The sequence below is a fragment of the Paraburkholderia sp. SG-MS1 genome (assembly GCF_012275575.1).
Taxonomy (GTDB): Bacteria; Pseudomonadota; Gammaproteobacteria; order Burkholderiales; family Burkholderiaceae; genus Paraburkholderia.
Genome location: NZ_NPIH01000172.1, coordinates 1 through 349 on the forward strand (window position 1 = coordinate 1; position 349 = coordinate 349).

The following is a 349-nucleotide window of genomic DNA, read 5'->3' on the forward strand; positions in this document are numbered from 1 at the left end:
TGGCCGCCGTCACCATGACCCGTGCCGCCATGACCGCCATCACCATGGCCACCGTCACCATGGCCACCGTCACCATGACCGCCATCACCGTGGCCGCCATCACCATGACCGCCATCACCGTGGCCACCGTCTCCATGGCCGCCGTCTCCATGGCCGCCGTCGCCATGACCCGTGCCGCCATGACCGCCATCACCATGGCCACCGTCACCATGACCGCCATCACCGTGGCCACCGTCTCCATGGCCGCCGTCGCCATGACCCGTGCCGCCATGACCACCATCGCCATCGCCGCCATCGCCATGACCATGACCACCATGCCCATGGCCGCCATGACCATGACCACCATCTC

At 67.6% G+C, this 349-nt stretch carries 1 protein-coding gene; it reads left to right on the forward strand.

Annotation, left to right across the window (positions count from 1 at the left end; translation table 11 throughout):
* Window positions 1-29 precede the first annotated feature (29 nt).
* Window positions 30-349, forward strand: a 320-nt coding sequence (locus CIC12_RS33630; protein WP_194248382.1) for a hypothetical protein, incomplete at its 3' end; no start/stop codon positions are given.